5 protein-coding genes are annotated in these 16957 nt (G+C 60.9%); 4 read left to right on the top strand and 1 reads right to left on the bottom strand.

The features are described 5' to 3' along the window. The first annotated feature begins 104 nt into the window (after window positions 1-104). The 3 genes from ACSQ87_RS23245 to ACSQ87_RS23235 all read left to right on the top strand — a co-directional run bounded on the left by ACSQ87_RS23245 (window position 105) and on the right by ACSQ87_RS23235 (window position 2732). On the top strand, window positions 105-731 hold the full coding sequence (locus ACSQ87_RS23245) for a TetR/AcrR family transcriptional regulator (RefSeq protein WP_223431720.1): 627 nt from the start codon (window positions 105-107) through the stop codon (window positions 729-731). Window positions 732-824: 93 nt separating this feature from the next. After that, a complete protein-coding gene (locus tag ACSQ87_RS23240; RefSeq protein ID WP_223431721.1) occupies window positions 825-1619 on the top strand; it encodes a substrate-binding periplasmic protein in 795 nt (264 codons plus the stop codon). 99 nt (window positions 1620-1718) lie between these two features. Further along, window positions 1719-2732, top strand: coding sequence for a GNAT family N-acetyltransferase (locus tag ACSQ87_RS23235; RefSeq protein ID WP_436274480.1), 1014 nt, complete (start codon window positions 1719-1721; stop codon window positions 2730-2732). Window positions 2733-2887: 155 nt separating this feature from the next. Here ACSQ87_RS23235 and ACSQ87_RS23230 read toward each other — a convergent pair whose 3' ends face one another. Further along, window positions 2888-3436, bottom strand: coding sequence for an RNA polymerase factor sigma-70 (locus ACSQ87_RS23230; protein ID WP_008145913.1), 549 nt, complete (start codon window positions 3434-3436; stop codon window positions 2888-2890). Between the two features lie 373 nt (window positions 3437-3809). On the opposite strand from ACSQ87_RS23230, the gene ACSQ87_RS23225 reads away from it, so the two are divergent. Continuing rightward, a complete protein-coding gene (locus ACSQ87_RS23225; RefSeq protein WP_436274479.1) occupies window positions 3810-16793 on the top strand; it encodes a non-ribosomal peptide synthetase in 12984 nt (4327 codons plus the stop codon). The last annotated feature ends 164 nt before the right edge of the window (window positions 16794-16957 follow it).

Here is a 16957-nt window from a genome sequence, read left to right as displayed (position 1 = left end):
CCGAGCGCTTGCTTGGTCGCTCCGGCCAGCTTAAATTGCCCGCGCAACCCCGCAGTTTTAGCGGCGAGCGGCGTATTTGATTGATCGACTGTAGGAGAGAACGGGTGGACGAGCAAAAAGCCCTGAGGGTGATGCGCGAATTGGTCGACAGCGGCCAATTGACCGACCCGGACAGTGCCCGCGGCAAACTGCTGCAAGTGGCGGCCCACCTGTTCCGTAACAAAGGTTACGAACGCACCACCGTGCGCGATCTGGCCGGCGCCGTGGGGATTCAGTCAGGCAGCATTTTTCATCACTTCAAAAGCAAGGACGAGATCCTGCGGGCGGTGATGGAAGAAACCATTCGCTACAACACTGCGTTGATGCGTGCAGCCCTGGCAGAAGCCGGCAGTGTGCGCGAGCGGGTACTGGCGCTGATTCGTTGTGAGTTGCAGTCGATCATGGGCGGCAGCGGCGAGGCCATGGCGGTGTTGGTGTATGAATGGCGCTCGCTGTCTGCAGACGGGCAGGCGCAGGTGCTGGCGCTGCGTGATATTTATGAAGACCTCTGGCTGCAAGTGTTGGGTGAAGCCAAGGATGCCGGTTTTATCCGCGGCGATGTGTTCATTACACGTCGTTTCCTGACCGGAGCGTTGTCCTGGACTACCACCTGGTTTCGCGCCGGCGGCAGCATGAGCCTCGATCAATTGGCCGATGAGGCATTGATTCTCGTGCTGGAAGAAAAGCAGTAGTTTTGTTTTGAATCAGAAGGAAACTGGCTAAGTCGCCGAAACCGCCTAGCTTGAATGCATTGAAGCGTATTTTTTTGGGAGTGGGATGTTTTGATGTCTTCGCCAATTCGGACGGCTTCGCGGCTTTTGCTGGCGACGCTTGCGGTGTTATGTATGGTTCCATCCCAGGCTGCACAGCAGGTGCGGGTCGGTGCCGCACATTTTCCCCCCTATACCGTGCGCCCGGAATCCGGTGCCGACACCGGTTTGCTGCCGCAACTGGTCGAGGCGCTCAATGCCTTGCAGAACGACTATCAGTTCGAGCTGGTGCCCACTTCCATTCCTCGACGTTTCAACGACTTCAAGGAAGGCCGGGTTGATATGGCGATTTTCGAGAACCCGGACTGGGGCTGGAAGGACATCCCGCATACCCTCGTCGACATGGGCCTGGAAGATGCAGAAATCTTTGTCGCGCAGAAGAAACCCGATCGCGATGAGAATTACTTCAAGGACCTGACAGGCAAACGCCTGGCGCTGTACAGCGGCTATCACTACGAGTTTGCCAATTTCAATGCCGATCCCAAGTATCTGGCCGACACCTACAAGGCCACGTTGACCTATTCCCATGACAGCAACTTGCTGATGGTGCTGCGCGCACGAGCGGACATTGCCTTGGTAACACGTTCCTACCTGAGCGATTACCTGCTGCGTAACGAGAAAGTCGGCGAGCAATTGTTGGTTTCCCAACGCATCGATCAGGTCTATCACCATTACGCGCTGATCCGCCCTCAGGCGCCGATTACTGGCGAAGCATTCGGCAGGTTGCTGCAAGACCTGCGAGATAATGGCCAGATGCTGAAGATTTTCGATCCCTATAAAATTGCCCTGGTGCCGGTGCGCAAACCCTGATTCATGCCACGGGACGCGTATTTACCGACTTCTCTTAAATTTCCCGCACTGGCTCACGTCACCTCGTTGAACTGTCGACGATTAACGTGAGCCCGACCCATGTCCACTCTGAATGACCTGACTGCCCTGGCCTTGCCGACAGGAAGCCGTCTTGTAGCTGATGAAACCGAAAGCCGCCTGTCTCTCAGCCTTGAAGGGCAGTCGCTGATTCAGTTGCAGCTGACTCGCGAGCCCGAGTTGCATGTGCAGGTAGAGGAACGCTTTGGCCATCCCGTCGGTCAGGCAGTCTGGGCGGCCTGTTATTGGCTGTTTGCCCGTGACCCAGCCTGCCAGCGCCTGACCTGGCAACTCGATGAAGCCCCCACCGAAGCATTGCTCAGCGGGTTGCTGATCCCTACCGAAATCGTCGGCCAGTATCGTTGCGAGCGAACGCTGTTCTGGCAGTTGCCTCAGCCTTGGCTGGGCGCGTCACTGACATCGGGTTATCCGCAGCAAATGGTCATCAGTGGCGGCAAGCGTCATCCGCTGCGCCCGGTGAAACCGCGTGGTGAAGTCTATCGGCGTTTTGATGCACGCCTCGGTGCCTGGATTTCCCTGCGCACGGTGGACATTGACCTGGACCTGGCGCGTTTCAATCGTTGGCAGAACAGCCCGCGTGTGGCGAGTTTCTGGCAGGAGGAGGGCAGCCTTGAACAGCATCACGAGTACCTGAGCAAACTTGAAGCCGATCCCCACACCCTGACGCTGATCGGTTGTTTCGATGATCAGCCGTTTGCCTACTTTGAAGCGTATTGGGCCAAGGAAGATCGCATCGCGCCATTCTATGACACCGGCGATTACGACCGCGGTATTCACATGCTGGTGGGTGAAGAAAATCACCGCGGCCCGCACAAGGTGGGGAGCTGGTTATCGGCGTTGACGCATTACCTGTTTCTCGACGATCCACGCACTCAGCGAGTGGTTGCCGAGCCTCGCGCCGACAACGCGAAAATGATCGGGCATATGCAGAACCAGGGTTACCACTGCGAAAAAGCGTTCGACTTCCCGCACAAACGCGCGGCGTTGATGGTGTTGGGGCGTGAGCGGTTTTTTGATCGGTGTGCATTGGCGTGATGCATACGGCTCAAGGTCTGTTTCAGTCTTGAGTCAGCCTTCGCGAGCAAGCCCGCTCCCACATTGGATCTTCTGTGAACACAAGCTTTGTGAACACTGGAGATCCAATGTGGGAGCGGGCTTGCTCGCGAAGGGGGCGACGCGAATCTCAGATCTTAGCGACGGGCAAAGGTATCCACACGACTGCCCGACACCTTGCGGCAGTGCACCAGCGCATCGCGAATCATGAAGTTCACCAGGGTCGGTGAGACTCCTAGCTCCTTGGCGATGTCCTTTTGCGGCACGCCGTGCAGGCGATACATCTCGAAGGCGTAGCGGGTGCGGCTGGGCAGCTCGGTCAGCGCGTCGGCGATGTGTTCCAGCGTCGAGAAGTTGATGTGCGAGGTTTCCGGCGAAGCGCCTTGAATCACCACGTTCAGGCCTTCCTCTTCAGGGCCCGAATACTTCTGCTCCAGCGCCTGTTTGCGGTAGTGATCGATCGCCAGGTTGCGCACGATCTGGAACAGGTAGCTGAGTTGAGCCTTGAACGAGGACGTGATCTGCGGCGCGGATTGCAGCCGGAAGAACGCATCTTGCACCACGTCTTCAGCACGCGACCGGCAACCGGTAATGCGGGCTGCAATCTTGACCAGAATCAGTCGATTGTCGACGAAGGCCTGAAGTAGCGGTGAATCGCACCTGCTTGTGGATACTTGTTCCGTCATGGAAATCACCTTGCTGCCAATAGGTTCGTGGGACGGCTCGCGGGGGCTGAGCCGTCCAACATATCGAGCGACAAATTATTCTTAATGATAATGATTGTCAAATGAGAAAGAGAACTAATGCTCCGCGAAGGTGCAGAGTGAGAACTGCGACACGCTGCCGCACCGCAGTCCCATTGGCGATCAAGCCTTCCGACTAATTATTTAAAGACGTCAACCGTTCTCATTGGTGAATGGTTCCGGCTAGCCGCTGCAGCCAAAACAGCATTCCCAAGCCTTGCGCGGTCGGCGAAGACCGCGCCCTGCACGCCTTCGAAGGGGCGTGACGTCAGAAAACCGATTTCACTTTGCAAGCCGAATTCAGGCAGGAAACCTCATGACCGACGCGTTCGAACTCCCCAGCACACTGGTCCAAGCCCTTCAGCGCCGAGCGGCCCTGACGCCGGACCGGGTGGCCTTGCGTTTTCTTGCCGAAACCCAGGATCAGGCTGTGGTGCTCAGTTATCGCGAGCTGGATCAGCGGGCGCGGACCATTGCTGGCGCGTTGCAGGCCGAGGCTGCGTTTGGCGATCGAGCGGTGCTGCTGTTTCCCAGCGGCCCGGATTACGTCGCGGCGTTCTTCGGCTGCCTGTACGCCGGTGTGATCGCGGTGCCGGCCTATCCGCCGGAGTCGGCGCGTCGTCATCACCAGGATCGTCTGCTGTCGATCATCAGCGATGCCGAACCGCGTCTGCTGCTGACCAGCGCCGCTCTGCGCGATGCGTTGCAGCAAATAGAGGGCGCGCCGTCGTTGCTGTGTGTCGATACGCTCGACAGTGCGTTGGCCGAACGCTGGGTGGCGCCGGACCTTGCAGACGACCACATCGCGTTCCTGCAATACACCTCCGGTTCCACCGCGCTGCCTAAAGGGGTGCAAGTCAGCCACGGCAACCTGGTGGCGAATGAGCTGCTGATTCGCCACGGCTTCGGCATTGATTTGAACCCCGACGATGTGATCGTCAGCTGGTTGCCGCTGTACCACGACATGGGGCTGATCGGCGGTCTGTTGCAGCCGATTTTCAGCGGTGTGCCGTGCGTGTTGATGTCGCCGGCGTATTTCCTTGGCCGGCCGTTGCGCTGGCTGGAAGCGATCAGCGAGTACGGCGGCACCATCAGTGGCGGGCCGGATTTTGCCTATCGGTTGTGCAGTGAGCGGGTCAGTGAATCGGCCCTGGAACGCCTCGACCTGAGCGGCTGGCGCGTGGCGTATTCCGGTTCCGAACCGATTCGCCTCGATACGCTGGATCGCTTCGCCGAGAAGTTCGCGGCCTGCGGTTTCACCCAAGACAGTTTCATGGCGTCCTACGGGTTGGCCGAAGCGACGCTGTTCGTGGCCGGCAGCCCTCGCGGCCAGGGCATTGGCAACCTGCGCGTGGACGATCAAGCCTTGGCACAAAACCGTGCCGAGCCAGGCGAGGGCAGCGCGATCATGAGTTGCGGCATCAGTCAGCCGAATCACGCGGTGCTGATTGTCGATCCGATTGCGCTCAACGAGTTGGCTGACAATGCGGTCGGCGAAGTCTGGGCCGCCGGGCCAAGCATCGCCCACGGCTACTGGCGTAACCCCGAAGCCAGCGCCAAAACCTTCGTTCAGCACGCTGGCCGTACGTGGCTGCGTACCGGCGACCTGGGTTTTATGCGCGGCGGTGAACTGTTCATCACAGGGCGCCTGAAAGACATGTTGATCGTCCGTGGCCACAACCTTTATCCGCAGGACATCGAGCAAACCATCGAACGCGAAGTGGAGGTGGTGCGCAAAGGTCGTGTGGCCGCTTTTGCCGTGAACATCGAGGGTCAGGAAGGCATTGGCATTGCGGCGGAAATCAGCCGCAGCGTGCAAAAGATCCTCCCGCCTGACGCCCTGATCAAAGCCATCCGCCAAGCCGTGGCCGAGGCGTATCAGGAGGCGCCAAGCGTGGTGGTGTTGCTCAATCCGGGCGCGTTGCCCAAGACCTCCAGCGGCAAACTGCAACGCTCGGCATGCCGCAATCGTCTGGCGGACGGCAGCCTCGACAGCTATGCGCTGTTCCCGTCGGCAGACATCGAAAGCAAATCCGCGACTGAATCAGGTTCCGAACTGCAAACCCTGATCGGCCAGATCTGGTGCGAGCAACTGGAGGTCAAACAGATCAGCGCCGACGATCACTTCTTCCTGCTGGGCGGCAACTCCATCGCCGCCACTCAGGTGGTCGCACGTCTGCGAGAAACACTCGGTCTGGAGCTGAACCTGCGCCTGTTGTTTGAAGCGCCGACCCTCGGCGCGTTTGCCGCCGCAGTCGCTCAGCAACAACAGGACGGCGGACTCGCCCAAGGCGCGATCACTTCGTTGTCGCGCACCGAAGCCATGCCGCAATCGCTTGCGCAAAACCGCCTGTGGATCACCTGGCAACTCGACCCGCAGAGCAGCGCCTACAACATTCCCGGCGCCTTGCGCCTGCGCGGCGAACTGGATGAAGACGCCTTGCGCGCCAGTTTCCAACAGCTGATCGAACGCCATGAATCCCTGCGTACGCGGTTCTTCGAACGTGATGGTGTGGCGCTGCAACAGGTCGATGTAGCGAGTGAGTTCAAACTGCAACTCATCGATATCAGCGACCTGCCGGTTGCCGAGCGTGAAGTCCGTGCGCAGCAAATCCGTGAGGACGAAGCCCGTACTCAATTCGATCTGGAGAAAGGCCCGCTGCTGTGGGTGACCCTGGTACGCCTCGATGATGAGGACCATCAACTGTTGGTGACGATGCACCACATCATCGCCGATGGTTGGTCGCTGAACGTGCTGATCGACGAGTTCTCGCGCCTGTATGCCGCAGCGTCCCAAGGACAAACAGCGACGCTGGCAGCATTGCCCACGCAATACGCCGACTACGGCAGCTGGCAGCGTCAATGGCTGGCAGAAGGGGAGGGCGAGCGTCAGCTGGCTTACTGGAAAGCACAATTGGGCGATGATCATCCAACCCTGAGCCTGGCCACTGATCATCCGCGCTCGGCGCACCACGTTCACACGGCTGCCCGCCATTCTGTGAAGCTGGGCGCGACCCTGAGCGATGCGATTCGCCAGACCGCCCAGGCCCATGAATCCACTTCGTTCATGCTGTTGCTCGCCGCGTTCCAGAGCCTGCTGCATCGCTACAGCGGCCAGCGCGACATCCGCATCGGCGTGCCGAACGCCAACCGTCCGCGCCTGGAAACCCAAGGGTTGATCGGCTTCTTCATCAACACTCAGGTGCTGCGCGCCGAGTTGGATTCGCAGTTGCCATTCGTGGAGCTGCTGACGCAAACCCGTCAGGCCGCGTTGGGCGCACAAGCGCATCAGGACCTGCCGTTCGAACAATTGCTCGAAGCCTTCCCGCAAGCCCGCGAACAAGGTTTGTTCCAGGTCATGTTCAACCACCAGCAACGGGACTTGAGCGCACTGCGTCGCCTACCTGGGCTGCTGGCCGAAGAGCTGCCTTGGCATAGCCGCGAAGCCAAGTTCGACCTGCAGCTGCACAGCGAGGAAGGCAGAAATGGTCGCCTGAGCCTTTCTTTCGACTACGCCAGCGAACTGTTCGACGTGGCGACTATCGAGCGTCTGGCCGAGCATTTCGTCAACCTGCTGCAAGCCGTTTGCGAACAACCGCAAACCGCCATCGGCGATCTGCAATTGCTGACCTCGTCCGAGCTCGATCAGCAAGCATCGTGGAGCGCCGCACCATGCACACCGGCCAGCGTTTGGCTGCCCGAATTGCTCAACGAACAAGCACGCCAAACCCCTGAACGCACCGCGCTGATGTGGAACGGCGGCGCCATGGACTTCGCCGAACTGCACACCCAATCCAATCGACTGGCCCATTACCTGCGCGACAAAGGCGTCGGCCCGGACGTCTGCGTGGCCATCGCCGCCGAGCGTTCGCCGCAGTTGCTGATCGGCCTGCTGGCGATCATCAAGGCCGGTGGCGCCTACGTGCCGCTGGACCCGGATTACCCGGTCGAGCGCCTGGCCTACATGCTTAGCGACAGCGGCGTCGAGTTGCTGCTGACCCAAACTCAATTGCTTGAGCGCTTGCCGGCTGCCGATGGCGTCAGCGTGATCGCCATGGACGCCTTGCATCTGGAGAGCTGGCCGAGCCACACACCGGGCCTGCACTTGCACGGCGACAACCTGGCGTACGTGATTTATACCTCCGGCTCCACCGGCCAGCCGAAGGGCGTCGGCAACACCCACGCAGCCCTCGCCGAGCGCCTGCAATGGATGCAGACCACCTATCGTTTGAACGACACCGACGTGCTGATGCAAAAGGCGCCGATCAGTTTTGACGTGTCGGTGTGGGAGTGTTTCTGGCCACTGATTACAGGTGCGCGTTTGCTAATTGCCGGCCCCGGTGAACACCGCGATCCGCATCGTATTGTGCAACTGGTTCAGCAATTCGGCGTGACCACGCTGCACTTCGTACCGCCGCTGCTTTCGTTGTTCATCGACGAACCGCTGACCGCCGAGTGCACCAGCCTGCGCCGCGTATTCTCCGGTGGCGAAGCCTTGCCCGCCGAACTGCGCAACCGCGTGCTGGAACAACTGCCCGCCGTGCAATTGCACAACCGCTACGGCCCGACCGAAACCGCGATCAACGTCACTCATTGGCACTGCACAACCGCCGATGGCGAACGCTCGCCGATTGGTCGTCCGCTGGGCAATGTGCTGTGCCGCGTGCTCGATGAGTCACTCAATCCCGTGCCGGCTGGTGTGCCGGGTGAACTGTGCATCAGCGGTATCGGTCTGGCCCGTGGCTATTTGGGTCGTCCGGGTCTGACCGCTGAACGCTTCGTCGTCGATCCGCTGGGAGAGCAGGGCGCGCGTTTGTACCGCACCGGTGACCGTGCACGCTGGACCGCCGATGGCGTGATCGAATACCTCGGCCGTCTCGATCAGCAGGTCAAACTGCGTGGCTTCCGCGTTGAACCGGAAGAAATCGAAGCACGATTGCTGGCTCAGAATGGCGTCGCTCAAGCCGTGGTGCTGGTGCGCGAAACGGCGGCCGGTGGACAGTTGATCGGTTACTACACCGCAACCGATTCCACAGAAGATGTTGATGCTCAAACTGTCCGTCTGAAAACCGCGCTGGCCGCCGAGTTGCCGGAATACATGGTTCCGGCGCAGCTGATGCGCCTGGACGAAATGCCCCTGAGCCCCAGTGGCAAACTCGACCGTCGCGCCTTGCCGGAGCCACAGTGGCAGGTGCGTAAGCACGTCGAGCCGGTCACTGCCCTCGAGCAACAAATCGCCGGCATCTGGCGCGAAGTGCTGGGCCAAACACAGATCGGCCTGCGTGACGATTTCTTCGCCCTCGGCGGCCATTCCTTGCTGGCCACGCAAATCATTTCCCGCACCCGTCAGGCCTGCGACGTTGAGTTGCCGCTGCGCGCGCTGTTCGAAAACAGTGAACTGGGCGCGTTTGCCGAACAGGTTCAACTGATCCAGGCCAGCGGCAAAACCAACCAGCAGCCGCCGATCGAGAAAGTCGATCGCAGCCAACCGGTGCCGTTGTCCTATTCCCAGCAGCGCATGTGGTTCCTCTGGCAGATGGAACCGGACAGCCCGGCCTACAACGTCGGCGGCATGGCGCGGCTGCGCGGGGTGCTCGATGTCGGGCGCTTCGAAGCCGCGCTGCAAGCACTGATCATGCGTCATGAAACCCTGCGCACCACGTTCCCGAGCCTCGACGGTGTGGCCCGGCAACAGGTTCGACCGGACACCGGGATGCGCATGGACTGGAAGGACTTCACCTCGCTGGATGCCGATGGTCGTGAGTGGGCGGTGCAGCAACTGGCCGACGACGAGGCGCATACACCCTTCGATCTGGAAACCGGACCGCTGCTGCGCGCCTGCATGGTCAAGACCGCCGAGCAGGAACACTACTTGGTGCTGACCCTGCACCACATCGTCACCGAAGGCTGGGCGATGGACATCTTCGCCCGGGAACTGAGCGCGCTTTACGAGGCCTTTGTCGATGACCGCGAATCGCCGCTGGAGCCGCTGCCGGTGCAATATCTGGATTACAGCGTCTGGCAGCGCCAGTGGCTGGAGTCCGGCGAACGTCAGCGCCAACTCGACTACTGGACCGCGCAACTGGGCCGCGAACATCCGCTGCTGGAATTGCCGGGCGACCGTCCGCGTCCTCCCGTGCAAAGCCATCAGGGCGAACTGTTCCGTTTCGACCTGAGCGATGATCTTGCCGCGCGCGTTCGTGCCTTCAACGCACAAAACGGTCTGACCCTGTTCATGACCATGACCGCCGCGCTGGCCGTGCTGCTTTACCGCTACAGCGGCCAGACCGACCTGCGCATCGGCGCGCCGGTGGCCAACCGGATTCGTCCGGAAAGCGAAGGGCTGATCGGTGCGTTCCTCAATACTCAGGTGTTGCGTTGCCAGCTTGACGGGCAGATGTCCGTCGGCGAGTTGTTCGAGCAGGTTCGCCATACCGTGATCGAAGGCCAGTCCCATCAGGACCTGCCGTTCGATCATCTGGTGGAGGCGTTGCAGCCACCGCGCAGCGCCGCTTACAACCCGTTGTTCCAGGTGATGTGCAACGTGCAACGCTGGGAATTCCAGCAGAGCCGCACACTCGCCGGCATGACCGTCGAATACCTGGCCAACGATGCCCGCGCAACCAAGTTCGACCTCAACCTGGAAGTCACCGACCTCGACCATCGCCTGGGTTGCTGCCTGACCTACAGCACCGATCTGTTCGATGAACCACGTATCGCTCGGATGGCCGGGCATTGGCGCAACCTGCTGGAATCGCTGCTGGCCGATCCGCAGCAGCGCCTCAGTGAGCTGCCGCTGCTGGAAGCCACCGAACAACAAAACCTGCTCGACAGCCTCGGCGTCGAGCCGGGCGAGCATCGTCTCGACCAGTGCATTCATCACCTGTTCAGCGAGCAGGCGCTGGCCCGTAAAGACGCACCGGCACTGACCTTCGCCGGGCAAACCCTGAGCTACGCCGAACTCGACAGCCGCGCCAATCGCCTGGCCTGGATGCTCCGCGAGCGGGGCGTCGGGCCGCAGGTTCGGGTCGGTCTGGCACTTGAGCGTTCGCTGGACATGGTCGTCGGCTTGTTGGCGATCCTCAAGGCGGGCGGCGCCTACGTGCCGCTGGATCCGGAATACCCGCTGGACCGTTTGCACTACATGATCGAAGACAGCGGCATTGGTTTGTTGCTCAGCGATGCGGCGATGTTCAAGGCGCTCGGTGAATTGCCATCGACCATTGCGCGTTGGTGTCTGGAAGAAGACGTGGCTGAACTGGCCAACTACCCGGCCACCGAGCTGCCGTTTATCAGCCTGCCGCAACATCAGGCGTACCTGATTTACACCTCGGGCTCCACCGGTAAGCCGAAAGGCGTGGTGGTGTCCCACGGTGAAATCGCTATGCATTGCCAAGCGGTCATTGAACGTTTCGGCATGCGCCCGGACGATTGCGAACTGCACTTCTATTCCATCAACTTCGACGCCGCGACCGAGCGTTTGCTGGTGCCGTTGTTGAGTGGTGCTCAGGTTGTGTTGCGAGCGCAGGGCCAGTGGGACGCGGAAGAAATCTGCGGGCTGATTCGCCGTCACAACATCAACATTCTCGGCTTCACCCCGAGCTACGGCAGCCAATTGGCGCAGTGGCTGGCGACTCAGGGCGAAATCCTGCCGGTGCGCATGTGCATCACCGGCGGTGAAGCGCTGACTGGCGAGCATCTGGCGCGGATTCGCGCGGCATTCAAGCCGAGCCTGTTTTTCAACGCCTACGGCCCGACCGAAACCGTGGTCATGCCTCTGGCCAGTCTGGCGCCCGAGCAATTGGAAGAAGGCCTCGGCAGCGTGCCGATCGGCAGTGTGATTGGCGCTCGCGTGGCGTACATCCTCGATGCCGATCTGGCGCTGGTGCCGCAAGGCGCGACCGGTGAGTTGTACGTCGGCGGTGCTGGTCTGGCGCAGGGTTATCACCAGCGTCCGGGGATGACGGCCGAACGTTTTGTGGCTGATCCGTTCGCCACCAATGGCGGGCGTCTGTACCGCACCGGCGATCTGGTGCGCCAACGCGCCGACGGTCTGGTGGAATACCTCGGACGCATTGACCATCAAGTGAAAATTCGTGGTTTCCGCATTGAGCTGGGCGAAATCGAAACCCGGCTGCTGGAGCATGAATCGATCCGTGAAGCCGTGGTGCTGGCGCTGGATGCCCCGAGCGGCAAACAACTGGTCGGCTATCTGGTGACTGAAGTCGCCGAGCAAGACAAAGCGCAACAACACACACTGCGTGAAGCGTTGAAGGCGCACCTCAAATCCCAGTTGCCGGATTACATGGTGCCAACGCATTTGATCCTGCTGGCCAGCATGCCGCTGACCGCCAACGGCAAACTCGACCGCCGCGCGTTGCCGGCGCCGGACCCGGAGCTGAACCGTCAGCAATACGTGGCACCGAGCAACGAGCTTGAACTGACGCTGGCTGCCATCTGGTGCGAAGTGCTGAACGTTCTGCAGGTCGGCCTCAATGACAACTTCTTCGAACTGGGCGGCGATTCGATTCTGTCGATCCAGGTGGTCAGCCGTGCGCGGCAGCAGGGCATTCACTTCAGCCCGCGTGACCTGTTCCAGCACCAGACCGTGCAGACCCTGGCCGCCGTGGCGACCCGCACCGAGCAGATCACCGCCGAACAAGGTTTGCTGACCGGCGAATCGCGTCTGACGCCGATCCAGCACTGGTTCTTCGACACCGACATCCCCCAGCGCCAACACTGGAACCAGGCGTTGCTGCTGGAACCGACTGTGGCATTGGAACCTCATCGTCTGGAGCAAGCGCTGCTGGCAGTGATCGAGCAGCACGACGCCTTACGTTTGCGCTTCTCTGAAATTGCAGGCCAATGGCAAGCCGAGCACCAGGCGGTTTCCGACACGCCGGTGCTGTGGCAAGTGCGCGTTTCGTCCATGGACAAATGCACGGCACTGTTCGCCGATGCCCAGCGCAGCCTCGACCTTGAGGAAGGGCCGCTGATGCGCGCGCTGCTGGTCGATGGTCCTGAGGAGCAACAGCGACTGTTTATCGGCATTCACCACTTGGTCGTGGATGGGGTTTCGTGGCGGGTGTTGCTGGACGATTTGCAAACGGTGTATCGCCAACTGGACGCGGGGCAGTCGGCAAAACTGCCGGCGAAAACCAGTGCCTTCAAGGACTGGGCCGCACGCTTGCAGGCGTATGCCGGCAGTGAATCCTTGCGTGAGGAATTGAGTTGGTGGCAGTCTCAACTGGCCGGTGAAAGCGCCGATTTGCCGTGTGATCGCCCCGAGGGTGGCCGGCAGAATGGTCATGCGCAAACCGTCAGCGTGCGCCTCGATGTCGAGCGTACTCGCCAACTGCTGCAACAGGCACCGAGTGCCTATCGCACCCAGGTCAACGACTTGCTGCTGACCGCATTGGCCCGCGTGCTGTGCCGCTGGAGCGGTCACGAATCGGCGCTGATTCAACTCGAAGGCCACGGCCGTGAAACGCTGTTCGACGAGATCGACCTGACCCGCACCGTCGGCTGGTTCACCAGCGCTTATCCGCTGCGGCTGATGCCAGCGGACGGGCAGGGCGCCTCGATCAAGGCGATCAAGGAACAACTGCGCGCGGTGCCACACAAAGGTCTGGGTTATGGCGTGTTGCGTTATCTCGCCGATGACTCGAGCCGGCAGGCCATGGCTGCCTTGCCGGTGGCGCCGATCACCTTTAACTACCTCGGTCAATTCGACCAGAGCTTTGGCGCAGACGCATTGTTCCGTCCTCTCGATGAAGCGGTCGGCGCGGCCCATGATCCTCGCGCGCCGCTGCCCAATGAGCTGAGCGTCGACAGTCAGGTCTATGGCGGTGAGCTGGTGCTGCGTTGGACCTTCAGCGCCGAACGCCACGATCTGCAGACCATCACTGAGTTGGCAGATGCCTACCTCGGCGAATTGCAGAGTCTGATCGAACATTGCCTGCGCGACGATGCGGGCGGCCTGACGCCGTCGGACTTCCCGTTGGCGAAACTGACCCAGCCGCAACTCGACGCGCTGCCAATCCCGGCAGCTGCCATCGAAGACGTCTACCCGCTGACCCCGATGCAGGAAGGCATGCTGCTGCACACCTTGCTGGAACCGGGCACCGGCCTCTACTACATGCAGGATCGCTACCGCATCAACAGCGAACTGGATCCGCAGCGTTTCGCTCAGGCCTGGCAAGCGGTGATCGCCCGCCACGAAGCCCTGCGCGCGTCGTTTTGCTGGAACGTCGGCGAAGACATGCTGCAAGTTATCCACAAGCCGGGCAGCACGCCAATCGAGTACCTGGACTGGACGGCAATCGTCGAAACCGAGCAGGAGCCGAAGTTGCAGGCGCTGCTGAAAAGCGAGCGCGAGGCCGGGTTCGATCTGCTCAATCAGGCACCGTTCCACCTGCGCCTGATCAAGGTCGGCGCGGCGCACTACTGGTTCATGATGAGCAACCACCACATCCTCATCGATGCCTGGTGCCGTTCGCTACTGATGAACGATTTCTTCGAAATCTACACCGCCCTCGGCGAAGGTCGGGAAGCGCAGCTGGCCATGCCACCGCGTTATCGCGACTACATCGGCTGGTTGCAACGCCAGAACCTGGCCGAGGCGCGGCAGTGGTGGAAAGCCAACCTGCAAGGCTTCGAGCGGACCACGCCGATTCCGAGCGACCGGCCGTTCCTGCGTGAACATGCCGGCGAAAGCGGCGGCATGATCGTCGGCGACCGCTACACACGGCTCGATGCCCGTGACGGTGCGCAACTGCGCGAACTGGCTCAGGCCCATCAGCTGACCATCAACACCTTTGCCCAAGCGGCATGGGCACTGGTGTTGCGCCGTTTGAGCGGCGATCGCGACGTGCTGTTCGGCGTCACAGTGGCCGGGCGTCCGGTGGACATGCCGGAGATGCAGCGCACCGTCGGGCTGTTCATCAACAGCATCGCGCTGCGGGTGAAAATGCCGGAAGACGATCAGCGTTGCAGCGTTCGTCAATGGTTGAGCGGTTTGCTCGACAGCAACATGCAACTGCGCGAGTACGAATACCTGCCGCTGGTGAGCATTCAGGAAAACAGCGAGCTGCCCAAGGGCCAACCGTTGTTCGACAGCCTGTTTGTGTTCGAAAACGCCCCGGTGGAAGTCTCGGTGTTGGACCGTGCGCAAAGCCTCAACGCGACCTCGGATTCTGGCCGAACCCACACCAACTTCCCGCTGACGGCGGTCTGCTATCCGGGCGATGACCTGGGCTTGCACCTGTCTTACGACCAGCGATATTTCGATGAGTCCACCGTCGAGCGCATGCTCGGCGAGTTCAAGCGGTTGCTGCTGGCACTGGTCGAAGGTTTCCACGGCGACATGGCCGATCTGCCGCTGCTGGGTCTTGATGAGCAAGACTTCCTGATTCACGGCTGCAACCAGAGCGAACACGATTACCCGCTGGAGCAGAGTTATGTCTCATTGTTTGAAGCGCAGGTTGCCGAGCATCCACAGCGCATTGCCGCCAGTTGCCTGGAGCAGCAGCACAGCTACCTTGAGCTGAATGAGCGCAGTAACCGTCTCGGTCACGCCTTGATCGCCGCTGGCGTGAGGCTGGATCAACCGGTGGCGTTGCTGGCTGAACGTAACCTCGATCTGCTGGGCATGATCATCGGCAGCTTCAAGGCTGGCGCGGGTTATTTGCCGCTGGACCCGGGGCTGCCGAGTCAGCGTCTGAGCCGGATCATCGACCTGAGCCGCACGCCGTTGCTGGTCTGCACTCAGGCCTGCCGCGAGCAAGCGCTGGCGCTGCTGGACGAGTTCGGTTGCGCCAACCGGCCGAAGTTGTTGGTCTGGGAAGAGGTGCAGGCGAGCGATGTTTCGGTTGCCAACCCGGGCATCTACAGCGGCCCGGACAACCTCGCCTACGTGATCTACACCTCGGGTTCGACTGGCCTGCCGAAGGGCGTGATGGTCGAACAGCGCGGCATGCTCAACAACCAGTTGAGCAAGGTGCCATACCTGAACTTGAGCGATGCCGATGTGATCGCTCAGACCGCCTCGCAAAGTTTCGACATTTCGGTCTGGCAGTTCCTCGCCGCACCGCTGTTCGGCGCTCGGGTGGACATCGTGCCGAACACCATCGCCCATGATCCGCAAGGGTTGCTGGCGCATGTGTCGACCCAGGGCATTACCGTGCTGGAAAGCGTGCCGTCGCTGATTCAGGGCATGCTCGTCCAGGAACGCATGAGCCTCGACGGTCTGCGCTGGATGCTGCCGACCGGTGAGGCAATGCCGCCGGAGCTGGCGCACCAGTGGCTGCTGCGCTACCCGGAGATCGGGTTGGTGAATGCTTACGGTCCGGCGGAATGCTCGGATGACGTGGCGTTCTTCCGCGTTGACATGGCGTCAACCCGTGGCAGTTATCTGCCGATCGGCACGCCGACCGACAACAATCGCTTGTACCTGCTTGATGGCGCGCTGGAACTGGTGCCGCTGGGTGCGGTGGGCGAGTTGTGTGTCGCCGGCACCGGGGTCGGGCGCGGTTATGTGAGCGATCCGTTGCGCACCGCTCAAGTGTTTGTCCCGAACCCGTTTGGTGAGCCGGGTGACCGTCTGTATCGCACCGGCGACCTGGCCCGTCGTCGCAGTGACGGCGTGCTGGAATACGTCGGGCGGATCGACCATCAAGTGAAGATTCGTGGTTACCGCATTGAGCTGGGTGAAATCGAAGCGCGTCTGCATGAGCAACCGGAAGTCCGCGAAGCGGCGGTCGGTGTACAGGAAGGCGTGAACGGCAAACATCTGGTCGGCTATTTGGTGGCGACTGATGCTTTGATCAATCCAACCGAGCGGCTGGAGCGCATCAAACAACGCCTGCGCGCTGAATTGCCGGAATACATGGTGCCGCTGCATTGGTTGTGGCTCGATCGGATGCCGCTGAATGCCAACGGAAAGTTGGATCGCAAGGCTTTGCCCGCGCTTGAGATCGGCCAGTTGCAGAGTCAGGACTATCAGGCGCCGCGCAATGAACTGGAGCAGACGCTGGCGGATATCTGGGCCGAGGTGCTGAAGGTCGAGAAGGTGGGGATTCGCGACAACTTCTTCGAGCTGGGCGGGCATTCGCTGCTGGCGACGCAAATCGCTTCGCGGGTACAGAAAGCCCTGCAACGTGATGTACCGCTGCGGGCGATGTTTGAATGCAGCACGGTGGCGGAATTGGCCGAATACATCGACGGATTGGCGGCGAGTGATATCACCGAGGAGAAGGTGGATCGCCTTAATGACCTGATGGCGGAGTTGGAAGGGCTTTGATTCTATAGCGTCTGTTCTGGCCCCTTCGCGAGCAAGCCCGCCCCCACATTTGATCTGTGTACGCAGGACTAATGTGGGAGCGGGCTTGCTCGCGAAAGGGCCGGTACAGACACTGCAAGGTTGACTGTGGAACGACACCGGCACAGTCTGCCTGCTACATTTTT

The sequence above is a fragment of the Pseudomonas sp. LjRoot277 genome (genome assembly GCF_964253845.1).
GTDB lineage: Bacteria > Pseudomonadota > Gammaproteobacteria > Pseudomonadales > Pseudomonadaceae > Aquipseudomonas.
Note: the sequence above shows the minus strand (reverse complement) of the source record. Positions and strands in the feature narration are given on the sequence as shown.

Coding starts and splice junctions, on each gene's coding strand:
- ACSQ87_RS23240 (WP_223431721.1), top strand. CDS start 825: ATGTCTTCGCCAATTCGGACGGCTTCGCGGCTTTTGCTGGCGACGCTT.
- ACSQ87_RS23235 (WP_436274480.1), top strand. CDS start 1,719: ATGTCCACTCTGAATGACCTGACTGCCCTGGCCTTGCCGACAGGAAGC.
- ACSQ87_RS23230 (WP_008145913.1), bottom strand. CDS start 3,436: ATGACGGAACAAGTATCCACAAGCAGGTGCGATTCACCGCTACTTCAG.
- ACSQ87_RS23225 (WP_436274479.1), top strand. CDS start 3,810: ATGACCGACGCGTTCGAACTCCCCAGCACACTGGTCCAAGCCCTTCAG.